Origin of the sequence: Streptomyces sp. NPDC012794, assembly GCF_042901085.1 — a bacterium.
Classification (GTDB): Bacteria; Actinomycetota; Actinomycetes; order Streptomycetales; family Streptomycetaceae; genus Streptomyces.
In genome coordinates, this window is the sequence record NZ_JBIBCI010000009.1 from 165,851 (window position 1) to 181,279 (window position 15,429).

General features: G+C 74.8%; 13 protein-coding genes. 2 read left to right on the forward strand and 11 right to left on the reverse strand.

The window, feature by feature from the left end; genetic code table 11:
- Nucleotides 1–242 precede the first annotated feature (242 nt).
- Nucleotides 243–737, reverse strand: coding sequence for a DUF5949 family protein (locus ACFY7H_RS18895; RefSeq protein WP_388939330.1), 495 nt, complete (start codon nucleotides 735–737; stop codon nucleotides 243–245).
- A 56-nt stretch (nucleotides 738–793) separates the two neighbouring features.
- Nucleotides 794–1,408 (reverse strand): DUF4352 domain-containing protein, encoded by a 615-nt coding sequence (locus ACFY7H_RS18900; protein WP_388939332.1) that lies wholly within the window; start codon nucleotides 1,406–1,408, stop codon nucleotides 794–796.
- 170 nt (nucleotides 1,409–1,578) lie between these two features.
- Between ACFY7H_RS18900 and ACFY7H_RS18905 the strand changes: the two genes are divergently transcribed.
- The gene (locus tag ACFY7H_RS18905; RefSeq protein ID WP_388939334.1) at nucleotides 1,579–2,025 is read left to right on the forward strand and encodes a DUF6299 family protein; all 447 of its coding nucleotides are present in this window, start codon (nucleotides 1,579–1,581) and stop codon (nucleotides 2,023–2,025) included.
- Nucleotides 2,026–2,085: 60 nt separating this feature from the next.
- Here the strand turns inward: ACFY7H_RS18905 and ACFY7H_RS18910 are convergent, their stop codons facing one another.
- The 4 genes from ACFY7H_RS18910 to ACFY7H_RS18925 form a co-directional block, all read right to left on the reverse strand.
- Entirely contained in the window at nucleotides 2,086–2,262 is a 177-nt protein-coding gene (locus ACFY7H_RS18910) for a hypothetical protein (RefSeq protein WP_388939335.1), read from the reverse strand.
- A 121-nt stretch (nucleotides 2,263–2,383) separates the two neighbouring features.
- On the reverse strand, nucleotides 2,384–4,387 hold the full coding sequence (locus ACFY7H_RS18915; protein WP_388939569.1) for a SpoIIE family protein phosphatase: 2,004 nt from the start codon (nucleotides 4,385–4,387) through the stop codon (nucleotides 2,384–2,386).
- Between the two features lie 400 nt (nucleotides 4,388–4,787).
- Nucleotides 4,788–6,074 carry an NAD(P)-binding domain-containing protein gene (locus ACFY7H_RS18920; protein WP_388939337.1) on the reverse strand — a complete coding sequence of 429 codons (1,287 nt, stop codon included), beginning with the start codon at nucleotides 6,072–6,074 and terminating at the stop codon, nucleotides 4,788–4,790.
- Between the two features lie 294 nt (nucleotides 6,075–6,368).
- A complete protein-coding gene (locus ACFY7H_RS18925; protein ID WP_388939339.1) occupies nucleotides 6,369–7,802 on the reverse strand; it encodes an ATP-grasp domain-containing protein in 1,434 nt (477 codons plus the stop codon).
- Between the two features lie 150 nt (nucleotides 7,803–7,952).
- Between ACFY7H_RS18925 and ACFY7H_RS18930 the strand changes: the two genes are divergently transcribed.
- Complete coding sequence (locus ACFY7H_RS18930) at nucleotides 7,953–9,452, forward strand: glycosyl hydrolase (protein ID WP_388939341.1); 1,500 nt, start codon at nucleotides 7,953–7,955, stop codon at nucleotides 9,450–9,452.
- A gap of 5 nt (nucleotides 9,453–9,457) precedes the next feature.
- Here ACFY7H_RS18930 and ACFY7H_RS18935 read toward each other — a convergent pair whose 3' ends face one another.
- The 5 genes from ACFY7H_RS18935 to murJ form a co-directional block, all read right to left on the reverse strand.
- Nucleotides 9,458–10,600: a GNAT family N-acetyltransferase gene (locus ACFY7H_RS18935; RefSeq protein WP_388939342.1), complete on the reverse strand. Its 1,143-nt coding sequence runs from the start codon at nucleotides 10,598–10,600 to the stop codon at nucleotides 9,458–9,460.
- Nucleotides 10,597–11,286, reverse strand: coding sequence for a lipopolysaccharide biosynthesis protein (locus ACFY7H_RS18940; RefSeq protein ID WP_388939343.1), 690 nt, complete (start codon nucleotides 11,284–11,286; stop codon nucleotides 10,597–10,599). The genes ACFY7H_RS18935 and ACFY7H_RS18940 overlap by 4 nt, the downstream gene beginning before the upstream one ends.
- Before the next feature lie 74 nt (nucleotides 11,287–11,360).
- Complete coding sequence (locus tag ACFY7H_RS18945; RefSeq protein ID WP_388939344.1) at nucleotides 11,361–12,752, reverse strand: glycosyltransferase; 1,392 nt, start codon at nucleotides 12,750–12,752, stop codon at nucleotides 11,361–11,363.
- The gene (locus tag ACFY7H_RS18950; protein ID WP_388939346.1) at nucleotides 12,749–13,522 is read right to left on the reverse strand and encodes a polysaccharide deacetylase family protein; all 774 of its coding nucleotides are present in this window, start codon (nucleotides 13,520–13,522) and stop codon (nucleotides 12,749–12,751) included. The genes ACFY7H_RS18945 and ACFY7H_RS18950 overlap by 4 nt, the downstream gene beginning before the upstream one ends.
- The gene (gene murJ, locus ACFY7H_RS18955) at nucleotides 13,512–15,245 is read right to left on the reverse strand and encodes a murein biosynthesis integral membrane protein MurJ (protein WP_388939571.1); all 1,734 of its coding nucleotides are present in this window, start codon (nucleotides 15,243–15,245) and stop codon (nucleotides 13,512–13,514) included. The genes ACFY7H_RS18950 and murJ overlap by 11 nt, the downstream gene beginning before the upstream one ends.
- Between the last annotated feature and the right edge of the window lie 184 nt (nucleotides 15,246–15,429).

Genomic DNA, 15,429 nt, shown 5'->3' on the forward strand with positions numbered 1-15,429 from the left:
CCCGGGCGGCGGGGGGGGGGGGGTGGCGCCCCCCCGCCCCCCCGCCCCGGGCCGCCCCCCCCCCGGCGGGGGCCCCCGGGGCCGGGGGGGGGGGGGGGGGGGCGCGCCCGCCGGGCAGGCTGGGAGCCCGGCGGCCGCGGTCACGGCGGCCGCCGCAGGCGCGGCGGCGGCTGCCGCGGACAGGGGCCGGCGCGAGAGCTGCCGCTGCGACCGGCGCCCCCGTGCTACCGCCGCTACCGCTGTTACCGCTGCAGGCTCTGCACCGTGACCACGCAGTGGGCGCTGCTGGTCAGCACCTCCTCGTCGCCGGCGAAGGCCTGGAGGAGCTCCGCGCTCACCGGCTTGCCGGGGACGGCCTCGGGCCAGGCGCGCGTGGCGAACAGGAAGTACGCCTGTCCGCTCTCCTTCGCCCCCGCGACCCACTCGTCCGGAGCGGTGCAGGTGGCGTTCAGCCCGGGCATGGTCAGCGCGATCTGGTTGTCCGCCAGGAGGACCTTCACGTCGAACTTCTGCGGGTTCGCGGTCCCGTCCATGACCACGTCGCCGATGGGCAGCCCCATCTCCTCCAGCAGACCGCGGGCGGCCGCCTCGCCTGCCTCCCGGCCCCCCGGCCCGTCGCCGAGCGTGTAGGCGAGCAGGTACGGGATGTCGTGGCCCTCGGCGGGGTCGCCGATCCAGGCGAGCACGGAAAGGGTGCCGAGCTGGGTGCGGTCGATTTCGGCTTGCGTAGAAGTCATGCGCGCACCCTAATGCTCCGGCGCCCGGCCCCTTCACGGCCTTTCACCCGGGCGGGCTACACCGACCAGAAACCCCCTCCGGAATTCGCCTGCATGTTCGCGTCCCGGTACTGGAGCCGCACGATCTTCTGGTTTTCCGGAATTTCGAACACGACCCACCCTTCGGCCCGCTCACCGACCGCGAGGGAATCGAAGACGAGCGGTTTGCCGGTCGTCAGTTCTCCGGTGCGCACCACGGGGTGGCGCTTGCCCGCGCTGTCGTACGCCCACATGCGCCCGAGCGCCCCGTACGAGGCCCCGCCGACGTTGACGAACGACATCGAGGCGGCAACCCAGCGCTTGCCCGCGGGCGGCTGGTAGTTCGGCTCGACGCTGACCGCCGGGTCCACGAACGCGGCCAGCACCACCTGGAGGTGGCGGCCCACCTCGTGGCCCTGCACCCGTACGGAGTCGCCCACATGGGCGTCCTTCGCGGCGTCGGGCAGCGCCCCCGCCCGGTCCTGGCCGGCGGGGTCCTCGTCGGCGCCGGGCACCCCGTCGTCGACCGGGACGGCGGGTGCCGCGACCTGGGCCGGCGCGGCCCCCTCGGGGGCGCTCTGGCAGGCGGTGGCGGTGAACAACAGGAGGGGCAGCAGGGTGGCGGCGGCGAGGGCGGAGACGGGCTGACGCATACGGGAACCCCTTCGGGGATCTTCGGGGCGGGGAATACTCCCGGCCAGTCTCACGCGCCCGAGCGGGGAATTGCACACACCGACACGAGCGCGCGGAGCGAGTCGCCCGCCCATTGCCAGCACAATGCCTTCCGGTGGAATCCCGCCACCCGCACCCACCTGGAGGAAAAATGCGTACCCCCGCCAGCCGAATGACCCTCGGGGCCTTCTCCGCCCTGGCCGCGACGGCCCTGTTCACGACCGCCGCCCACGCCACCGTTTTCGACCAGGCGATTTCCGTACGGCCGGAAGCCCATATCGCCGGGGACGGTTCCGTCACCCTTTCCGGGACCTACCGCTGCGAGGTCGCTTCACCCTCGGGGGCGATGCAGATCAAGGCGACCGTCATCCAGGACGGATCCCGCCTGAGCATCGGCGCGGGCGAGGTCGTCTGCGACGGTGCCGAACACGCGTGGGTGGCCGGCAGCCCCCTGACGGGCGGCATCCACCCGGGCCGTGCCACGGCCGTCGCGGAACTCCAGGAGATCCACTTCTCGGGCCTGATGCCGCGCGCCATCGACACGGTCGCGCAGGACAGCAAGGACATCCAAGTCATCGAGGTCATCGGAGACCGGTAGGGAGCAGGTAGGGGCAGGCGGGGAGCGGGGCCGGCGCCGCAGGTGGTCCGGTAGCCGCCGCTACCGGCACTCGGGCACGGCGCCCGTCATCGACATGAACGCGACCGTCCTGCATTCGGGGTCCGTATGCGCCCGCCCGGCCGCCCAGTCGACGGCCGTCCGGCCCCCGGCCGCCAGCAGCAGGACCGCCAGCGCCGCCACGGCGCCGGTGACCGCGCCCCTGGTCAGGCGGCGCACCGTACTCCCTCGGGCGGGGGGAAGCCCCGGAAAACCGGCAGGTCCCGAAGATCCAGCATCCGTTCCATGGCCGCATCATCACCCCGCCCCCGGCACCCCGCAACCCGGTGTGACCTGCCGGTCACCCCGTGCCGCGCGGGGTGCCCCCGGCGTCGAACTCGCACCAGACGGCCTTCCCGTCGCCCCGGGACTCCACCCCCCAGTGCGTGGCCAGCGCGTCCACCAGCAGCAGCCCGCGCCCGGTGGTGGCCGCCTCGCCCGGGGTGCGCCTGCGCGGCCACACGCTGGAGCGGTCCTTGACCCACAGCCGGATCCGCCGCACGGGCTCGGGCAGCACCTCCATGGTCAGCACCGCCCCGCCGTCGGTGTGCAGGAGGGCGTTGACCAGCAGCTCCCCCGCCGCCAGCTCGACGTCGTCGGCGAGTTCGGGCATCCCCCAGTCGCGCAGGGCCTGCCGCAGGGCGTAGCGGGCCTCGGACAGCCCCTCGGGGTCGGCCTGGTGGACGTACTGGTGGATGCGCGGCGCCCGGTGGGTGCCGGGGTCCGGGGCGCGGCGCAGTACCAGCAGGGCCACGTCGTCCCCGGAGCCCCAGCGTTCCCAGAGCCGGTCGGAGAGGTGGTCGGCGAGGGCTCCGGCGCCCTGGGGGCCGGAGCGGACGGCGTGGGCGAGGGCGTCCATGCCGGCGGTGATGGGGGTGCCCGGTTCCTCCACGAGCCCGTCGGTGCACAGCACGAGCGTCTCGCCGGGCACCAGGTCGAGGCGGGTCTCGGGGAAGTCCTCCTGCTCGAAGACGGAGGCCAGTCCGAGCGGCAGTCCGCCCCGTACGTTGGGCCAGCCGGTACGCCCGTCCGTGTGCCGGATCAGCGGGCCGATGTGGCCCGCTCGGACGGCCCGTACGCCTCCGGTCTCCAGGTCGACCTGTGCGTACATGCAGGTGGCGAAGCGTTCGGTGTCCAGTTCGGCGAGGAAGCGGGAGGCCCGCACGAGCACGGTGGACGGGGGGTGGCCCTCGCCCGCGTAGGCGCGCAGCGCGATGCGCAGCTGTCCCATGATGGCGGCGGCGTGCGTGTCGTGGCCCTGCACGTCGCCGACGACGATGCCGACGCGGTCGCGGGGCAGGGCGATGACGTCGTACCAGTCGCCGCCGACCTCGCGTCCGCTCCACGCGGAGTGGTAGCGGACGGCGATCTCGCCGCCGGTGATCTCGGGGATGCGTCGGGGCAGCATGGCGGCCTGGAGGCCGGTGGCGAATTCGCGTTCCTGGTCGAAAAGGAGCGCCCGCTGGAGGGACTGGGCGACGATGCCGGCCAGGCCCAGGCACAGGTTGCGTTCCTCCGGGCTGAACTCGGTGCGCCGGCGGTAGAAGAGCACGAGTCCGCCGATGGCCTTGGCCTGGGCGATCAGGGGCAGGTAGGCGGCCGCGTCGTAGCGGATGCGGTTCAGGTAGTCGGCGAGCAGCGGGAACTCGCCGGCGAGTTCGGTCAGCGAGGTGACGAAACGCGCCTGCCTGCTGAGGACGGCCTGCGAGAGCGGCAGCGATCCGTCCAGTCGGGTGAACTTGCGCTCGCCGAGGATCTCCAGGGTTTCCCCGCTCAGCGCGATGATCTTGATGGCGCCGTTCTCGACGAGGCCCAGGGCCAGCCCGTCCGCCCCGAGCCGTTCGAGTGCGCCCGCGCCGGTCAGGGCGGCCGTCACGTCGTCGACGGTCACCGCCCGCGACAGGGCCTCGGTGGTGCGCTGCACGATGGCGGCCTGCTGGGTGCGGGCGTTCTCCAGCTTCCGCAGCACCGTCGCGTGCGCGAGCTCGGCCGTGGCGTCCCGGACGATGCCCGCGATCCGCACGGGCCGGCCGTTCGCGTCGCGCAGCACCCGGCCCGTGGTGTGGGTCCACTGGTCGCGGCCGTCGCGCCGGCGCACCGTGAAGTACGAGCCGTACGTGGATCCGCCGGACTCCAGCACGCCCGTCACGGTCTCCGAGAGCCGGGCCGCGTCGTCGGACGGGATCCGTGCGCCGAGGCCCGCGGGGGTGTGGTCGAACTCCGCCGCCTCCAGATCGAAGACGGCCAGGCCTGCCTCGTCCAGGGTGAGGGTGCCCGCGTCCAGGTCCCACTCGAAGCTGCCCATGCCGTTGAGCGCGAGCCGCTCCCCCGGCCCGGTCACCGGGCTTGGAGCACTCCGCTCCGGTCCGTCGCGCTCCGCCGCTGCCACGAGAGACACACCACCTAACGGCCTGGCCAGCACGGCTGGGAGATGAGCCGCTCCCACTCCTCGTCAGGATGCCCCGGAAGGGTCCGTCCGGCCTCCCGCCAGCGCTTGACGAGGGAGAGGTAGATCGAGGGCTGGTCGCCGGCCCCGAAGGGTCCGTGGGACCGCCATCCGTACGGTGTGCCGGCGGCCGTCCGGGGCGGTGTGCCCGCGGTCGCCCGGGCCGACGGCTGCTCCCCGCGGCTTGCCGGGATGCGCACCCAGCCACGGCCTCCCTGTGCTCGCTCCGCGTCCATCGCGGACCCCTCTCAGGTGGATCTCAGCGTAGATACGTCTCCGGTCCCCCGGCGGCTGCCCGGACCGGCCGGGCTGCGCCGGACGCGCCCGGCAGCGGACCCCGCGCGCCGAGGCGCTTGCGGACTCCCTTCACCAGTCTCCCCGCCGTGAACCCCGCACCGTGCACGAATCGCATGGAAGGTCCGAATGAGGGAGCCGTCAGCAGCCCCGCGAAGAACAGCCCCGGCCAGGAGGACTCGAAGCCCGCGCTCACCTCCGGGGTGCCGCTGTCTTCCACGGTGGCCAGCGCGGCCCGCAGGCGCGCGTCGAGCAGTTCCAGCCGGTCCAGCCGCGGGGCGAACCCGGTCGCCGCGATGACGTGGGAGGTGTCCAGAACGACGGACTCCCCGGCCGTCGTGGTCAGCCCGAGCCGGGTACGGCCGCCCACCGCCACGGCCCGGCTCAGCCGGTGTCCCATCAGCGTGGGCACCACCCGCTCGAAGCGGTCCCGCAGCCACCACGCTCCGGCGGGCCCCAGCGCCGTGGTGGCGATCCGCGCGCGCGTCGGCGCGGGCAGCCGCCGTACCGCCCAGGGCAGCTCCGACCACACCCAGCTGTGCCATCCGGTGCCGAGGCCGCTGTGCGGGGCGCGCAGGGCCCGCAGCGGCGGCCGCTCCAGCGGCTGCGGGACGGTGTTCCAGTTGATCTGGGAGCGCCGGGCCACCACGCACGGCCGGGCCCCCGCCTCGGCGAGCAGCGCGGCCGTCTCCAGCGCGGCCTGCCCGGCTCCCAGGACGGCCACCTCGCGCCCGGCGAAGCGGGACAGGTCGTGGTGGTCGCTGCTGTGCGAGTAGTGGCCCGGGGGGAGCTCGGCCAGCGCCGCGGGGTAGCGCGTGAAGGGCATCACCCCGACGGCCAGGGCCACCGTACGGGTGAGCAGCGGCGGCCCGTCGGCGGTGCGGACGAGGAAGCCGTCGCCCTGCGGGGTGACCTCGGTGACGGTGGCCTCCTCCACCTCCGGCAGGCCCGCGTGCCGGGCGAACCAGAGCCCGTACGCGGTGAAGGTGCCGATCGGCAAAGGGCTGCCGTGCTCGGCGGCCAGGCCGCGGGTGGCGCAGTACTCGGCCAGGGTGTAGCGGCCGCCGGGCGCGGAGAGGTTGGAGGACCAGGGCTCCGATTTCAGGTACATGCCCTCGGGCATGTGGTCGCGCCAGGACGCCATGGGCCGGCCCAGCACCCGTACCCCGAGCCCGGCCGCCGCCGCGTGCGCGGCGATCGACAGCCCGTACGGGCCGGCGCCAACCACCACGAGATCGTCCGTCCGCCTCACGGCCACTCCTCCCACCAGATCGTCAACGAGTCACCCGAAAACTCACCCGGCCGCGGTCACGACGCCGCCGGCTCACCACATCACTGGACCATCGGATCGGCGGACCGTCGGATCGCCGGACCACCACACCGCGTCACATGTCACGGCGTCACCGACCGCCGTCCACCGGGCCACCGGGCCACCGGGCCACCGGGCTGCCATCCCCCGGCAGGCAATCAGTCAGGCGCACCGGGTCACCCGCTCACCCCGCACCGCGCCCGCGCCGCCCGGGTCACCGCGCCCGCGCCGCCCGTCTCACCGCGTCACCAGCTCGTCCGGCTCCGCCGAGGCGCCCGGCGGGACCTGGTCGCCGGCCGGTTCGGGGGGCTGGGGCCGCAGCTCCGTCCGTTCGCCGCCGCGCTGACGTGGCGTCCGCGCCGCGCGTGCCGTACGCCGCCCCTGCGCGGGCACCCTGCGCAGGGCGCCGGCCCCCTTGCCGAAGCCGCGTCCCAGGAAGGCGGCGAGCATCGCCAGGAACGGCCACGGGTCGTCGGCGGCGAACCAGGCCGCCTCCACCCGTCCCCGCTCCCCCCGCGGCAGCACCCGCACCGGACCGGGCCGCGCGGCGGCCGCCCCCGCACCGGCCGTCCCCGAACCGGGGGCGGGGGTGCGGCGGGGCAGCGAGCGGCCCCGTACGGCGGCCAGCAGGGCGTAGTTCTCCGCGACGAAGACCCGTCCGGGCCCGCCCGTCGCCTCCGGCACCCGCTGGCCCGTCAGGTCGAGGTACATGGCCTGGACCACGTCCAGGCCCGAGTCGTCGGCGAACAGCCTGAACTGCGCGCCCGGGCGCGGGTTGAAGTCCACCAGCCGGAAGGTGCCACACTCGTCGCGGCGGAAGTCGAGGTCCAGGATCCCGTGGTAGCCGAGCCGTTCGGCGAGCCGCAGGGCGGACTCCTCCACCGCCGGGTCCGGCAGCCAGCGCCCCACCGCCGTCAGCCCGGTCCGCACCGGCCAGGACAATTCCTTGCGGCCCGACCCGGCGAGCAGCGGCCGTCCGCCCCGGGCGAAGGCTCCGTGGAAGAACCAGTCGGTGTCCGGGCCCCCGGGCAGGAACCGCTGGAGCAGCAGCCGGCTCCCGGCCTCGGCAGAGCGTTCGAACAACCGGCCCGCGTCGACGGCCGTGTTGAGAAGCGTGGTGCTCCGCAGCCCGGCGTCGGCGGGCAGCAGCCACGGCCGGCTCCACTTCGCCACCACCGGCAGCCCGAGCCGCCAGGCGGCCCGCGCCGCCTCGTCACCGCTCGCCGGAACCACGGTCTCCGGGTGGGGGACGTCCCAGCGGGCGCACAGCCGCGACAGCTCCGCCTTGTCCGCCACCCGGGCCGGCAGACCGTCGGGCTGATGGGGAATCCGGAAACGGTCCGTCAGCATCGGGGCGAGCCGGGACACGGCGATCGCGCTGATGTCGTCCATGGCCACGAGCACCGCCGGCTGCCCGATCCGCTCCGACACGCCGACCAGGCACTCCAGCAGCGCCTCGGGCTCCTCCGGGTCCAGTCCGCCGGCAGGACCGGCGTGCACGGCGCGCAGATAGCGCGAACGCCCCACGGGACCTCCCCCTTCCTCGACGACGGCATGGACCTCCACGCCCTTGCGTCCGAGGGATCTGACGGCGCCGAGGGTTCCGTGGTGGAACGGATTCCGATCGAGTCTGAGCAGAACAGCGGGCACATGACCGTCGAACGCGTACATGGGAACGGTGTCTTTCACCTAGTCGGACCAAGCGGAGTGGATGCGCAGCTGCGAATGGCCTACCCAGTGGCCACCGGACAGGGCATTCGTCAGATGTGATGCCTAACGTCTTTTACAAGCACACCGGTTCGCGAAAGCTCGGGAGACGCCATGCCCAGACCACCCCACCGCCTGGTGAGCACCTGCGTCGGTACGGTCACGGCCGGGCTGCTCGCCACCGGCGCCGCCCTCGCGGCCCCCGACGACGACCCTCCCAGGGGATCCGGCTCCGCCATGGGCGCCTACCTCGGCTACGGCCCGCCCGGGGTCGCCCGGATCCCCTACCTGTCGCACTGGCTGGGCGGCAGGGAGATCCGGGTCGGGCACACCTACCTCCCCGGCGACCAGTGGTCCGGCATCGAGGGCGACGTCGACTTCCTCGCGGACTGGGCCGAGTGGCGCCGGGGCGACGACGACCGGATGTTCGTCCTCAACGTGCCCATGCAAGCCCGCAACGAGGACCGGGTGCCCGACTGGCAGGTGGCCCAGCTGATCCGGGCCGGCGCGGAGGGCCAGTACGACCGGCACTTCCGCAAGCTCGCCGAACGGCTGGTGTCCCTGGGCGCGCAGGACACGGTGATCGTGCTCGGCTGGGAGATGAACGGCACCACGTACACCCACCGCTGCGCGCCGGACCCGCAGAACTGGAAGGCGTACTGGAGGCGCGTCGTCAACGCGATGCGCTCCGTCCCCGGACAGGAGTTCAAGTTCGATTTCGCCCCCAACCGGGGGACGGACGCGATCGGCTGGACCAAGTGCTACCCGGGCGACGACGTGGTCGACGTCATCGGCATGGATTCGTACGACCAGGGTCCGGGACGGACCTTCGAGGAGCACGTCCGCCAGCCGTACGGGCTCCAGCAGCACGTCGACTTCGCGAAAGCACACGGGAAGCAGATCTCGTACCCGGAGTGGGGGCTGTTCCGCAACGGCGACAACGCGGAGTACATCCGGCAGATGCTGAAGTGGATCGACCAGCACAAACCGCTCTACCACACCATCACCGACTACTGTCCGCACGGCGTCTGGCGGTGCAAGGACAACCCGCGGTCGGCGAAGGTCTTCCGTGAGGCGATGGGCGAGCACAAGCCGTCCGAGCCGACGCCCACGGTCCCCACCCCGGCGGTCCCCACACCGGTCGTCCCCACACCGGTCGTCCCCACACCGGCGGTCCCCACCCCGGTCGTCCCCACACCGGTCGTGCCGAGCCCGCAGGTCCCGACCCCGCAGGTCCCCACACCGGACGTCCCCAAGCCCGACGTCCCCAAGCCCGACGTCCCCAAGCCCGACGTCACGGTCCCGTCGACCGACCCGGAGCCGTCCCCGGGGGTCTCGGTGCCCGTGCCGCCGGACCCGACGCCGAGCCCCCAGCCCACCCGGCCGCCCGCGCCCAAGCCGGACGTCCCCAAGCCGGACGTCCCCAAGCCGGACGTCCCCAAGCCGGACGTCCCCAAGCCCGAGCCGAAGCCCGAGCCGAAGCCCCAGCCCAACGACAGCAGGGAGTGGTGCCTCCCGCTCACCTTCGGCGACTGGCTGAACTCCCTCGTCGGCAACCAGTCGTTCTGCTTCCGCTTCGACTGGGGCGAGGACTCCGGCTTCTGGCCCTTCTAGACGGGTCATCGCACCCGCAGTTCGTTCAGCCGCGCCCGCCAGTCCCGGGCGGCCGGCAGCGCCTCGCGCAGCGCGTCCACCGCCCGCTCGCGCCCCGTGATCTGCGACTCGTGCAGCCGCAGCAGGGGCGCGAGCGCGTGCGTGGCCAGCAGCAGGCGCTGGTTGACCACCGTCTCGGGCCGCCAGTGGTTCTTGTACGGTTCGTTGCCGCGCAGGAAGCTCACCACCGGCCGGCCCTCCGCCAGGGCCCGGCCCGTCTCGTGGCGCAGCAGCAGCGTCGCGACGTCCACCTTGCGCTCGCGCAGGTCCGGATCGGCGCCGTACAGGTAGCCGCCGCTCAGCGCGGCCGACAGCAGCGTGACGTTGGCCGCCACCACCTTGCCGTCCAGCCGGAACTCGGTGAGCCTGCCCTCCCCCGCCCGCACCATCCGCCGGGTGGCCCGGGTCAGGTGCTCGGCGAAACGGGGCCGCAGGTGCTCGGGGGTCACCCCGCGTCCCCGCCACTGCTTCTCGTGGAGCCGCAGCAGGGTGCGTACGGCCTGCGGCACCTCCTGCTCGGTGACCTCGTGCTCCTCGACCCCGGCGGCGTCGGTCTTGCGCAGCTTGGCCCGTACCCGCTGCGCCCCGGAGGCCGGCATCCGCTTGACGAGCTGGTCGAAGGGCAGCGCGGGCAGCTCCGTGCAGGTGGAGTCGGGAACCTTGCCGCTCACCCCGGGCCACGCCGCGTACACGGCCTCGGCGGCGGCCCCGGGGCGTACCTCGCGCAGGTCGACGACGGCCGCGCGGGCGGCCCGGTGCAGTCCGTTGGCCAGGGCGGGCACGACCTGGTCGGCGTACTCGGCGGAGACGAGCACGTCGAAGTAGTCGGTGATCGGGCCGCCGAGCGGGACCAGCCGCGGCAGCGGCCGGTGTACGAGCATCAGCGCGGCCGCGCCGACCAGTTCCTCGCCGCGCCGGACGAGCAGGACCCGGAGCCGGCCGTCCTTCCCGTACGACAGCCACCAGGAGTGCAGCCAGGCATGGCTCTGGAACGGGGTGGCGGTGGGGCAGTTCCGGACGAGCCGGTTCCAGGGCTCCTCCAGCGCGGCGAACTGCCGGGAGTCCCGGCACAGCGTCACCGTCAGCGCCCCGGCGGAGCCCCCCGTCATCGCACGGGCTCCTTCTCCTTGGCCTCGGAGTGCTCGCCCTGGGCGGGCAGCGAGGGGTACTCCTCCACCACCGGGCTTCCCTCGCGCTCCTTGCGGCGGGCCGGACGCGCCAGCAGCCACAGCCCGCCGAGGAGACCGCCCGCGCACAGTCCGACGGCGCCGCTGACGGGGGCGGACGGGGAGGCGGGGTCGCTGGGGGCGACGGCCTGGTTGAACAGCAGCAGCTGCACCCCGGTGTTCTTCGCGGCCTGGTTGCTGCTCAGCGAGAGGGCGTCGGCGACGGCGTTGGCGATGTCGGCGGCCTCGGAGGGGCTCGTGGAGGTGCCGGTGATGGCGATCATCGGCGAGTCGGGGGAGGTCTCGGCGCGGACCTGGGTGCGCAGCTGCCGGGCGGCGATGCCGGCTCGGGGCTGCGCGTAGGCGAGGGTGGAGGTGCTGGTCGCGATCCGGCCGTAGGCCTGGGCGAAGCCGAGGGCGGTGGCGGGCTCGGTGGTCTCGTTGGGGACGGCCACGACGTAGCTGGTGGCGGCGTACTCGGGGGCCTTGAGCACCCCGTACGCGCCGCCCGCGGCCAGACCGAACAGGGCGCAGGCGGGCAGTGGCCACCAGGCGGGCGGCGGCAGCGGGAGCCGGCGCTTCTTCCCGGAGCGGTGGGCGGACTTCTTCTGGTCGGCGGTGTCGGCCATGTGCGGTGCCTTCCTGGGTGGAGGGGGGTCGTTCGGTTCCGGCCGGTCCCCCGGCCGGGGTGAGTGGATCGGGGTCAGCCGTTGCTGCCCGGCGCGGCGGCGGCGGGCCCGCCGGGTGTCTGCGGCGCGGGGCCGGGCACGGCCACGGCGGGACCGGCGGCCCGGAGGCCGTCATCGCCGTCCGGCACCGGCGCGGGCGCGGCGCCCGGCACCGGCCCGGCGTCCAGGACCGGCCCGGCATCCGGCACCGGCCCGGCGTCCAGGACCGGCCCGGCGCCCGGCACCGGCCCGCCGTCCCGCCCGCGCCCGCCGTCCCGCCCGCGCCCGGCGTCCCGCCCCGGCGCGGCCAGCGCGAGGTCGTACACGTCCAGCAGCCGGCGGGCGGTGCGCGTGATGTCGTACCGGCGCACCACCGGGGGCGGTGGGAGCCGGCGCGCGCCCGCCTCCATGTGCCCGCGCAGGGCGGCGGCCAGTTCCTCCGTGCCGGGACCGATCCGCCGGGCCCCCGGGGCCTGCGCGGCGGGGAGGTCGTCGATGGCGGGGCAGGTCACGTGCAGCACGGGCAGCCCGGCGGCCAGCGCCTCGACGACGGCGAGCCCGAACGCCTCCTCCCGCGACGGGGAGACGAAGACGTCCATGGCGGCCAGCAGGGCGGGGATCCCGGGGGTGCGCCCGTCGGGGCTGTCGCCGAGCGGGTCCCGCTCGCCGAGCAGGTGGATCCGGCTCTGGGCGCCCAGTTCGGCGGCGAGCAGTCGCAGCGCGGCCCGCTCGGGGCCGTCCCCGGCCAGCAGCAGGTGCGCGCCGGGAAGTGCCGCGACGGCCCTGACGAGTACGTCGAACCGTTTGCCCGGGACCAGCCGCCCGACCCCGCCCACCACGAAGGCGCGTTCCGGCAGCCCGGTCCGGGTTCGGGCGGCGCGGCGTACGCGCTCGTCGAAGCGGAAGCGGGCGGCCTCGATCCCGTTCGGGACCACGTGCACCCGGGCGGCGGGCACCCCCCACCCCTCCAGCCGGGCGGCGACGGTGTCGGACACGGCGACGGTGGCCGCGCCGAGCCGCTCGCTCGCCAGGTACAGGGCCCGCACCCCGCCGGTCAGCGGCCGGCCCTCGATCTCGCCCTCGCCGAGCGAGTGTTCGGTGGCCACCGTGGCGCGGACCCCGGCGAGCCGGGCCGCGAGGCGCCCGTACACGCAGGCCCGGTACAGGTGGGTGTGGACCAGGTCGTAGCGGCCGCGGCGGACGAACCGCACCAGCCTGGGCAGTGCGCCCAGGTCGCGGTTGCCGCGCATGCCCAGGTGCACGACCCGGACGCCGTCGGCCCGCAGCCCCTCGGCGACGGCTCCGGGGTTGGTCAGCGTCAGGACGTCGCAGGGCATCGGCATGTGCCGCAGCAGCAGGCGCAGTTGCTGCTCGGCGCCGCCGACGCCGAGCCCGGTGATGATGTGGAGGGCCTTGACGTCCTTCACGGCAGCACCCTCCTGCGCAGCTCCCGCGCCTGGTGCCGCAGCTGCTTGACGCGCAGCCGCGCGGGTCCGTCGGCCTGGCTGACGTGGGTGCGCGGCAGGGCGTGGCGGCCCTCGAGCCGGCCGGGGGAGATCGCGCAGGCGTAGTCGTAGCCGGCCGCGCGGGTGGCTACGACGACGCGGGCGTCGAGGTGCCCGTATGGGTAGCAGAACCCCTCGGGCAGCGTGCCGGTGAGTTCGCGCAGCAGGTCGCGGCTGCCGCGCAGCTCCTGCTGGAGGACGTCGTCGGGGGCGGCGGTGAGGTCCTGGTGGAGCAGGCCGTGCGAGCCGATCTCCTGCCCCGCGGCGGCGGCTTCGCGGATCTGCTCGGCGGTGAGCAGCGGCTTGCGGGGGCCGAGCGGGTCCCACACGTTGTCGACGCCGAGCCGTCCCGGCAGCACGAACAGGGTGGCCGTGCAGTCGTAGCGGCGCAGCAGGGGCAGGGCGCGGGTCAGGAAGTCGGTGTAGCCGTCGTCGAAGGTGAGCCCGACGAGCCCGCGGCCGCGTCCGGCGGCGCGGGCGCGCAGCAGCTCGCCGACGCCGACGCCGCGCAGCTTCCGGGCGCGCAGCCACATCAGCTGGGTCTCCAGGGCGGCCGGGGTGACGGTGATCCCGTACGGGTCCTCGGCGGGGTCGGTGAACTCGGCGACCGAGTGGTACATCAGGACCCACGGGGATGTGCCCCGGCGGGCGGGGTCCGTCACGGCGGCGGCCGTGTCGGTGTCAGCGGACATTGCGGAACCTCTGGGTGAGCCGGGTGATCCGGGCGGCGGTGTGGGAGCCGAGCTGGGCGAGCTGGCCGGGCAGGGCGGTGATCTCCAGCGCCCGTATGGCCATTCCGGTGGCTCCGAACATGGCGGGGACGAGCAGGCAGCCGAGTGCGGCGCTGAGCAGCGGGTCGGCGATCATCGGGCCGGCGAGCCAGCCGGTGCCGCAGGCGGCGGCGGCCGCGACGGTGAGGCGGCCGATGCTGACGGCGACCCGGCGGACCTGGATGGCGATGATGCGGGAGCCGAGGCCGGTGAGGAGCAGGGCGGCGGTGGTGGAGATGCCGGCGGCGTTGGCGGCGGCGATGCCGTGGGTGCCCCACCAGCGGACGGCGAGGGCTCCGGCGACGATGTTGACGAGGAGTCCGGCGCCCATCGCGAGCGCGGGGAACCAGATGGGCCGGGTGGTGGAGAAGAAGGGCCGGGACAGGGCACCGACGAGGCAGTGGCCGAGCAGGCCGATGCCGTAGACCCGCATGGCGGAGGCGGTGGCGAGGGTGTCCTGATGGGTGAAGGCCCCGCGTTCGAAGAGGACGTGGATGATCTGCGGGGCGTAGCCGATGACGAGGGCGGTGCCCATGAGGACGGCGAGGGAGGCCAGGGCGAGGTCCTGTTCGACCCTGCGGCGGGCCTTTTCGCGTTCCCCGCCGGCCATGGCCTGGGCGACCACGGGGAAGGTGACGGTGCAGATCATCAGGGACAGCACCATCGGCATCTGCGCGACCTTCTGCGCGTAGTTGAGGTGTGAGATGGCGCCGGGCGGCAGGGAGGCGGCGAGGAAGCGTTCGACGAGTACCTGGGACTGCCGGAACACCGCGAAGAAGATCACGGGGGCGATGACGCCGAAGGCGATGAGGGTGGGCCGGTCGCGGGCGCGCTGGCTGCGCGGGGCGCCCTTGGCGCGGCTGGGGGCGAAGCCCACGTTGCGGATGAAGGCGGGGAGCTGGACGAGGACCATCAGCGCTCCGCCGGCGGCGACCCCGGCGGCGGCGGCCCGCACCCCCCACAGGGCGTGGAGGGCGATCATGGTGCCGATGATCCCGACGTTGTACGAGACGTAGATCGCGGCTGGCGGCAGGAACGAGCGGTGGGCGCGCAGGGCGGCGCTGAAGTACCCGGCGATGCCGAAGGTGACGACGGTGAGGGCGGTCATCCGGGTGCACTGGACGGCGAGTCCGGGGTCGGGCAGACCGGGTGCGAGGACGGCGACGACGAGCGGCGCGGCCACGACGAGCACGGAGGCCACGGCGGCGAGGAACACGACGAGCCGGGGCAGGGTCGCCCCGACGAGGAGCCGTACGGGGTCGGCGGCGCGGGCCTCCATGCGGGTGAGCCCGGCCCGGCTGGCGGCCCGGCGGGCGAGGGCGTGGCTGAAGGCGGGCACCATCAGCAGGGCCATGGCGTCCTCGATGAGGAGGGTCGAGGCCATCTCGGGCACGGTCCAGGCGATCAGGAAGGCGTCGCTGTCGTGCCCGGCTCCGAAGAGGTGGGCGATGGTCTGGTCCCGTACGAGTCCCAACACGGCTCCGGCCGCGGTCAGTCCGGCGGTGACGGCGGCGGCCTTGGCGAGGAACCGTCCGAGGGGAGCGCCGTTCCCGGGCCCGGGTCCGTCCTGGCGCCGCCCCGCTGCCGCGTCCGGGCCGCCGGAGCCGGGCCGGCCGCCCGTCACCGTCGCGGCGGCCCGGCGCATCCGCCCGCCCGCAGGGCCGCCCGCGCCGGTCGCCCCGGCGCCGCCCTGGCCGGGGGCCGGGTCCGGGTCGGGCCGGGTGCGGCCCCACCCGGCCGGTGGTCCGGCCGCGGCGGTGCCCGGGGCAGCCGTGGAGCCCGCGGCCGCGGCGACTTCGGTCGCCGCGGCCGCGGGCCGCCGCCAGGGC

Coding starts and splice junctions, on each gene's coding strand:
- ACFY7H_RS18895 (WP_388939330.1), bottom strand. CDS start 737: ATGACTTCTACGCAAGCCGAAATCGACCGCACCCAGCTCGGCACCCTT.
- ACFY7H_RS18900 (WP_388939332.1), bottom strand. CDS start 1,408: ATGCGTCAGCCCGTCTCCGCCCTCGCCGCCGCCACCCTGCTGCCCCTC.
- ACFY7H_RS18905 (WP_388939334.1), top strand. CDS start 1,579: ATGCGTACCCCCGCCAGCCGAATGACCCTCGGGGCCTTCTCCGCCCTG.
- ACFY7H_RS18915 (WP_388939569.1), bottom strand. CDS start 4,387: ATGGGCAGCTTCGAGTGGGACCTGGACGCGGGCACCCTCACCCTGGAC.
- ACFY7H_RS18925 (WP_388939339.1), bottom strand. CDS start 7,802: ATGTACGCGTTCGACGGTCATGTGCCCGCTGTTCTGCTCAGACTCGAT.
- ACFY7H_RS18930 (WP_388939341.1), top strand. CDS start 7,953: ATGCCCAGACCACCCCACCGCCTGGTGAGCACCTGCGTCGGTACGGTC.
- ACFY7H_RS18935 (WP_388939342.1), bottom strand. CDS start 10,600: ATGACGGGGGGCTCCGCCGGGGCGCTGACGGTGACGCTGTGCCGGGAC.
- ACFY7H_RS18940 (WP_388939343.1), bottom strand. CDS start 11,286: ATGGCCGACACCGCCGACCAGAAGAAGTCCGCCCACCGCTCCGGGAAG.
- ACFY7H_RS18950 (WP_388939346.1), bottom strand. CDS start 13,522: ATGTCCGCTGACACCGACACGGCCGCCGCCGTGACGGACCCCGCCCGC.
- murJ (WP_388939571.1), bottom strand. CDS start 15,245: ATGCGCCGGGCCGCCGCGACGGTGACGGGCGGCCGGCCCGGCTCCGGC.